Genomic DNA, 7,722 nt, shown 5'->3' with positions numbered 1-7,722 from the left:
CGCCAAGAACACCGCTGCTCCTTACTCTCTGCTGACACTGTGATTCTCTGTGTGCTGCGCGCGCAGCAGCACCACCGCTCCGCGTGCGCGTCCGGCCGGCCACCCGCGCCCCGGCACAGCCGAGTGGCCCGCGCCACGGCAGCCCGCAGTGGGCGCTGAGGCGGCCCCGGGTGCGCGGAGCAGCGGTGCGGCCGGACGCGCACGCGGAGCGGTGGTGCTGCTGCGCGCGCAGCACACAGAGAATCACAGTGTCAGCAGAGAGTAAGGAGCAGCGGTGTTCTTGGCGAAGTCGCACGCGCGGATGGCCGCCGCCCTCGACGGGCTCGGCGCGGTGCTCGATCCGCTGGCGCAGCGCTTCGCTGCCGCGGGCTTCGAACTCGCCCTCGTGGGGGGCTCGGTGCGCGATGCGCTGCTGGGCCGGAGCATGCCCGACCTCGACTTCACCACCGACGCCCGCCCCGATGACATCGAACGGCTCATCGTGGGCTGGGCGGACGCCCACTGGGACATCGGGCGGAAGTTCGGCACGATCGGGCTGCGCAAGGACGGCTACCAGATCGAGATCACGACGTATCGCACGGACGCCTACGCCGGGGACTCCCGGAATCCGGAGGTGGCGTTCGGCACGAGCCTCGACGAGGACCTCGTGCGCCGCGACTTCACGATCGGGGCGATGGCCGTCCGGCTGCCCGGCCGGGTCTTCGTCGACCCGTTCGGCGGGATGGAGGACCTGGAGGCGGGCCGGATCCGCACCCCGGGCACGCCGGAGACCAGCTTCGGCGATGACCCCCTGCGCATGATGCGCGCCGCCCGCTTCGTCTCGCAGCTGGGCTTCGAGGCGGCCCCGGAGGTCGTGGCGGCCATGCGGGAGATGGCCGGGCGGATCGAGATCATCTCCGCCGAGCGGGTGCGCGATGAGCTCGTCAAGCTCATGTGCGGCGCCCGCCCGTGGGACGGGGTCGACCTCCTCGTGGCGACCGGCATCGCGGACACCGTGCTGCCGGAGGTGGCCGGGCTGCGCCTCGAGCGCGACGAGCACCACCGGCACAAGGACGTCTACCAGCACTCCCTGACCGTGCTGCGGCAGGCGGTCGAGCTGGAGGCGCGCTACGCCGCGGCACAGGAGGCAGCGGGGCTGGACGCCGACGACCCGCAGCGGCTCGCGCCGCCGGACTTCGCGGTGCGCTTCGCCGCGCTCATGCACGACGTGGGCAAGCCGGCCACGCGCCGGTTCGAGCCGGGCGGGGCCGTGACGTTCTACCACCACGACGTCGTGGGCGCGAAGCTGACCCGGGCGCGAATGAGGGCCCTGCGCTTCGACAAGGACACGATCGCCACCGTCAGCCGACTCGTCGAGCTGCACCTGCGCTTCTACGGCTACGGTGAGGCCGGCTGGACTGATTCGGCCGTGCGCCGCTACGTCACGGACGCCGGCGCCCAGCTCACCCGCCTGCACATCCTCACCCGCTCGGACGTCACGACGCGCAACCGGCGCAAGGCGGAGCGCCTCGCCTTCGCCTACGACGACCTCGAGGCGCGAATCGCGGCGCTGGCGGAGCGGGAGCGGCTCGAGGCGATCCGGCCGGACCTCGACGGCACCCAGATCATGGCGATCCTGGGCATCGGGCCCGGTCGCGCGGTGGGCAGGGCCTACGCCCACCTCCTCGAGCAGCGCATGGAGCACGGGCCGCTGGGCCCGAAGCGCGCGGAGGAGGCACTGCGCCAGTGGTGGGCCCAGCAGCCCGAGGCCCAGGCCTGAGCCCCGCAGAGCCCGCCCGCTCCCTCGCCGAGGCCCGCGCTCGGCCGCGCGGCCCGGGGCCGCATGGCACCGGTGTGCCACGCGCTCTTCGGCACCGGGCCCACCGTGTAGTCTGAGCCCGAATCCGGTCATCGAAGGAGAGACATGGGCGAGCAGACAGAGCAGTTCCGCGCGGCCAGGGACGGTCTGCTGCGGCTGCGCACCGACTACGAGGCGGCCATCGACGAGTTCGAGTGGCCCCGCTTCGAGGAGTTCAACTTCGCCCTCGACTGGTTCGACGAGATCGCCCGGGACAACGACGCCCCCGCCCTGTGGATCGTCGAAGAGGACGGCCGGGAGGGCCGCTGGTCCTACCGGGAGCTCTCCGAGCGCTCGAACCGGGTCGCCAACCACCTGCGCGCTGCCGGCGTGCGCCGCGGGACCCACGTCATGGTCATGCTCGGCAACCAGGTGGAGCTGTGGGAGACGATGCTCGCCGGCATCAAGCTGGGCGCGGTCCTCATGCCCACGACCACCCAGCTGGGGCCCATCGACCTGCGCGACCGGGTGGAGCGCGGCGAGGCCGAATTCGTCGTGGCCGGCGCGGCCGATGCCGCGAAGTTCGACGAGGTCGCAGCGCCGGTCACCCGGATCGTCGTGGGCGCGAGGCCCGAGCGCGCGGGCGACATCGCCTATGCCGACGCCGACGGCGCCGCGGCGGACTTCGAGCCGGATGGCCCCACGCGGGCGGACGACCTGCTCCTGCTCTACTTCACCTCCGGCACCACCTCGAAGGCGAAGATGGTGGCGCACACCCACGTGTCCTATCCGGTGGGCCACCTGTCCACGCTGTACTGGACGGGTATGGAGCCGGGCGATGTGCACCTGAACGTGGCATCGCCGGGCTGGGCCAAGCACGCGTGGTCGAACATCTTCACCCCGTGGATCGCGCAGGCCTGCGTCTTCCTCTACAACTACACGCGCTTCGACGCCTCCGCCCTCATGGCGACGATGGAGCGCGCGGGCGTCACGAGCTTCTGCGCCCCGCCCACCGTGTGGCGCATGCTCATCCACGCGGACCTGGGCGAGCTCGCGCACCCGCCGGCGAAGGCGCTGTCCGCGGGCGAGCCGCTCAACCCGGAGGTCATCAGCCGCGTCCGCCGCGAGTGGGACGTGACGATCCGCGACGGGTTCGGGCAGACGGAGTCGACTCTGCAGATCGGCAACCCGCCCGGCCAGCCGCTCCACGAGGGCTCGATGGGCCGCCCCCTGCCGGGTTACGACGTCGTCCTGCGCGACCCGGCCACCGGCGAGGAGGGCGACGAGGGGGAGATCTGCCTGCGCCTCGACCCGCCCCCGGTGGGCCTGACCGCCGGGTACTGGAACAACCCGGACAAGACCGCCGAGGCGTTCGCCGACGGGGTCTACCACACCGGCGACGTCGCGGCGCGGGACGCGGACGGCTACATCACCTACGTGGGCCGGGCCGACGACGTCTTCAAGGCCAGCGACTACCGGCTCTCCCCCTTCGAGCTGGAGAGCGTGCTCATCGAGCACGAGGCGGTCATCGAGGCCGCCGTCGTCCCCTCGCCCGACCCCGTGCGCCTGGCCGTGCCGAAGGCCTATGTCGTGCTCGCCCCGGCGTGGGAGCCCACCGCGGAGACGGCCGAGGACATCCTGCGCTTCTGCCGCGAGCAGCTGGCCCCCTACAAGCGGATCCGGCGCATCGAGTTCGCGGAGCTGCCCAAGACGATCTCGGGCAAGATCCGCCGCGTCGAGCTGCGCACCCGCGAGCAGGAGCTGCACGGCGATGGGGGAGAGGCCCCCTCCGGCGGGCGCGAGTGGTCCGATGCGGACTTCCCCGGCCTCAAGGACGGCTGAGGGCCTCCGGGTCCGCGCTCCTGCCCGGGCCCGCGCTCCTGTGAGTTGGGCTGGCCTGGCTGTCGCAATCCCCGCCGGTGCCGTAGCCTGGGCCGACAGCCGTTCACAGGGGTGCCCGACGCTGGGACGGTGAGGAACGTCACCGCCCGGCCCGACCCCTGCGAGCTCATTTTCGGCCTCCCGCTCACCGTTCTTGGAAGATTGAATGGTGTACTTCTGCGGTTGAGCCCGACGATCGACCTGGGGGATTCTTGGCTGAGCACGTACGCCGCGGCACGCCGCGCTCGAAGACCGGCGCCAATCGGCGACTGCTGAACTACCCGCGCGCCGGCGTGGCCGGCTGGACCCGCTGGCTGCCGTCGCTGCGCCTCGTGGGCCTCGTCGCCCTTGTGGGGTTCGTGGCCGTCATCGCCGCCTTCAGCATCGGTTACGCCATGACCGGCATCCCCTCGCCCAACGCCGCCGCGGCGGGGCAGACCTCGAACGTCTACTACGCCGACGGCAAGACGCAGATCGGCTCGTTCAAGGTGGAGAACCGCAAGAGCGTCGGCATCGACAAGATCTCCACCGATATGCAGCACGCCGCGATCGCCGCCGAGGACAAGACGTTCTACGAGAACCGCGGCATCAGCCTCAAGGGCCTCTCGCGCGCCGTGTGGGGCGTCGCCACGGACAACTACTCCGGCGGCGGCTCCACGATCACGCAGCAGTACGTGAAGAACTACTACCTCACCGACGAGCACTCCATCACCCGCAAGGTCAAGGAGATGTTCATCGCGCTCAAGATCGACCAGGAGCAGTCGAAGGACGAGATCCTCGCGAACTACCTCAACACCGTCTTCCTGGGCCGGCGCAGCTACGGCATCGAGGTGGCCTCGCAGGCCTACTTCGACAAGCCGGCCAGCGAGCTCGACCGCTCCCAGTCCGCGCTGCTCGCGGCCATGATCCAGCAGCCCAGCCTCGCGGACCCCGCCGAGGAGCCGGAGAAGTACGAGGGCCGGTTCCGCTACGTGCTCAACGGCATGGCCGAGCTGGGCTACATCAGCCAGGCCGAGGCCGACTCCACGCAGCTGCCCAAGGTCAACGCGGTGAAGAAGGAGAACCAGTACAAGGGCCAGGCCGGCTACCTCATGGACGCCGTGCGCAGCGAGCTCAAGGACAGCGGGCACCTCACCGACGACCAGATCGACCGCGGCGGCCTCAACGTCACGACGACGTTCGACAAGGACAAGGTCAAGGACGCGCAGAAGGCCGTGAAGAAGCTGCCCAAGCTCAAGAAGGGCATGCGCGTGGGCCTCGTGTCGATCAACCCGAAGACGGGCGGCATCGAAGCGCTCTACGGCGGCCCGGACTACTACAAGCGGATGCAGAACCAGTCCACCCGCGACCGCGCCCAGGCCGGTTCGACGTTCAAGCCGTTCGCCCTGACCGCGGCGTTCGAGAACGGCTACCGGCTCAACGACACGTTCGTGGGCAGCTCGACGACCTTCCGCAACGACGGCACCCCGTGGCACGTGAGCAACTACGGCGGCTCGAGCTACGGCCGGGTCTCCCTGCTCGAGGCCACGGAGAAGTCCATCAACACGGCCTACGCCCAGCTCAACGTCAACATGGGCCCCAAGAAGACGCAGGAGGCGGCGATCCGCGCGGGCGTGCCGAAGGACACGCCCGGCCTGGACTCGAACGCCTCGAACGTGCTGGGCACCGCGAGCCCCACGACGAAGGACATGGCCAGCGCGTTCGCCACGTTCGCAGCCGGCGGCGTCTACCGCGCGCCCCACATGGTGGAGGAGGCCAAGGACTCCAACGCCAAGAGCATCTACAAGCCGGACACGGAGGGCGAGCGGCGCTTCGACAAGGCCGTCGCCGCGGAGACCACCTACGCGCTGCGCCACGTCGTGACGAGCGGCTCCGGGACGTACGCCCAGAACCTGGGCCGGCCCGCCGCGGGCAAGACCGGCACCTCGCAGAACAACGTCTCCGCCTGGTTCGACGGCTACACCCCGCAGCTGGCGACCTCGGTGTCCATGTTCCGCGAGAAGGTCGTGGAGAAGGACGGCAAGAAGATCGTCACGAACATCCCGATCGGCGCCTACGGCGGCCGCGGGGCCGTGACCGGCGGGTCGTTCCCCGTCCAGGTGTGGACGGACTACAGCAAGGCAGCGCTCAAGGGCACGAAGGTCGAGTCGTTCCCCAAGCGCGGCGAGCTGCCGGAGGTCGACAAGCCGGATGACGAATCGGGCGCCGGCCAGGGCCGCGCGTCCTCGGAGGACACCTCCGACGACGAGCCCAGGCGCACGCACCGCTACCGCTCCGACGACTCGCAGAAGAAGGGCAGCTCGTCGAAGAAGTCCTCCGCGCCCAAGAAGACGAAGGACGCCGACGAGGACAAGAAGAAGTCCGACGACTCCGAGGACAAGAAGGACGACTCGGACGACTCGAAGAAGGACGACGGCGGCTCGGACGACGGCGGCTCGGACGACGGCGGTGGCAAGGACGACGGCGGGAAGGACGACGACGGCGGTGCCGTCTCGCCCAAGCCCAAGCCGTCGAAGAAGAAGGACTCCGGCGGCGACAGCAAGGGCGACAGCAAGACGGAGAAGAAGGCCTCCGGCGAGGCCGCCCGCCCCGAGGACGACTAGCGTAGCGCCGCGCGCTCTGTAGGCTGGGGCGCATGCGCACGCACGCCGATCCCGCCGATCTCGCCGCCCCCCTCCTGGGCGGGCAGCCCGGCCGCCACCGCGCGCCCGGGGGAGCGCGGTGGTCGCTGCGCACCGCCACCGCGGCGCTCCTGCTGCTGGGGCTGACCTGTGTGCTCGGCGTGCTCAAGACCGGTTCGTGCCTGGCGCGCGGCTTCGAGCTGCCGACGGCGGCCAACCGGATGTGCGCCAGCCCCGTGGCGAACGCGGTCCTGGGCGCCTCGTTCCCCGCCGCTCCGGGCAGGGCACGGGGAGACCTGGCCGGCTTCTCGCCGGTGACGTGGTGGTTCGTCCAGCTGGCCCAGTCGACGGCCGGACCCGACTCCGCCGCGGTCATCATGTCGTTCGTTCTGCTCATCAACGTCCTCGCGATCGCCGCGGCCGGGGTGGCGCTGCTCGTGCTGGCCCGCAGCCGTGCCTGGACCGCCGCGGCGTTCGCCTCGCCGGTCATCCTCTTCTCCCTCGGCCAGTCCTTCGACGCCGTGGGGATCGCCTGCGCCCTGTGGGGCGTGGTGCTGCTGCGCGCCTGGGGTCCGGGACCGCGCAGCGCGATCGGCGCGGGCGCGCTGCTGGGCTTCGCGGGCATCGTCAACCCGCTGGGCTTCGTCGTGCTGCTGGGCCTGCTGCTCCACCTCATGACGGCCCGGCGCAGCTCGGACGGCCTGGTCGCGGCCGGTTCCGCGATCATCGTCGTGGGCGTCGTCACGCTCTTCGACGGCAGGATCGTGGGCCGCTTCGCGGCCTGGTACGCGGACTCCGTGGACCGCGGCACGCTGGCGTCCCTGCTCAGCTATCAGGCGGGCATCGACACCCGGGTGCTGGGCGCCGTGTTCACCGGCGCGTGGCTCGTGGCCCTGGCGGCCGCGAGCGCGCTGTTCCTGCGCCGCGCCGCGCGCACCGGTGAGCCCGTGGGCGTGGCCGCCCCCATCGCCGCGCTGCTGGCCATCAGCCTCCTGACGATGCCGGCGGCGCCCGTCCAGAACGCCCTGTGGCTCGTCCCGTTCGCAGCGCTGTGCGTCCACCGGCTCTGGGTGCAGGTGGGCTGGATGCTCGCGGAGGCGGCGCTGTTCGCAGCGGTCAGCCTGGGCGACTCCGGCACGCTGGACTCGGCCAAGGGCCTCTCGCCCATGTGGGTGGCGATCTTCACGCTGCTGCGCATCGCGGCCCTCCTCGCCGTGCTCATGTGCGCCTGGGCCGCCGCCGAGGCGCCCGCGGGCAGCGCTGCCGGTTCCGGTGCCGGGGACGACGGCGGAAATCGCGCGACGAGCCCCGAGGACCCCGCCGCCGCGCCCGCAGCCCACGAAGTCGCGCCCGCAGCCCAGGACGGCGCGCTGGGCTTCGGCCCCGAGCCGGCGACCGGACCCGCGGGGGAGCGGGCCGAGGCGCAGGCCGCCCGGTCCGAGC

At 71.5% G+C, this 7,722-nt stretch carries 4 protein-coding genes; all 4 read left to right on the top strand.

What is annotated here, in order from left to right; all coding sequences use genetic code 11:
* The first annotated feature begins 301 nt into the window (after positions 1–301).
* Entirely contained in the window at positions 302–1,759 is a 1,458-nt protein-coding gene (locus GSY69_RS13100) for a CCA tRNA nucleotidyltransferase (protein ID WP_160954281.1), read from the top strand.
* 144 nt (positions 1,760–1,903) lie between these two features.
* Positions 1,904–3,619 carry an AMP-binding protein gene (locus tag GSY69_RS13095; RefSeq protein ID WP_160954280.1) on the top strand — a complete coding sequence of 572 codons (1,716 nt, stop codon included), beginning with the start codon at positions 1,904–1,906 and terminating at the stop codon, positions 3,617–3,619.
* Between the two features lie 251 nt (positions 3,620–3,870).
* Positions 3,871–6,261, top strand: a complete 2,391-nt coding sequence (locus GSY69_RS13090; RefSeq protein WP_160954279.1) for a transglycosylase domain-containing protein — start codon at positions 3,871–3,873, stop codon at positions 6,259–6,261.
* A 32-nt stretch (positions 6,262–6,293) separates the two neighbouring features.
* A partial coding sequence (locus GSY69_RS13085) for a hypothetical protein (protein WP_160954278.1) occupies positions 6,294–7,722 on the top strand: 1,429 nt, incomplete at its 3' end.

It is taken from the genome of Brevibacterium rongguiense (assembly GCF_009857845.1).
Taxonomy (GTDB): Bacteria; Actinomycetota; Actinomycetes; order Actinomycetales; family Brevibacteriaceae; genus Brevibacterium; species Brevibacterium rongguiense.
Note: the sequence above shows the minus strand (reverse complement) of the source record. Positions and strands in the feature narration are given on the sequence as shown.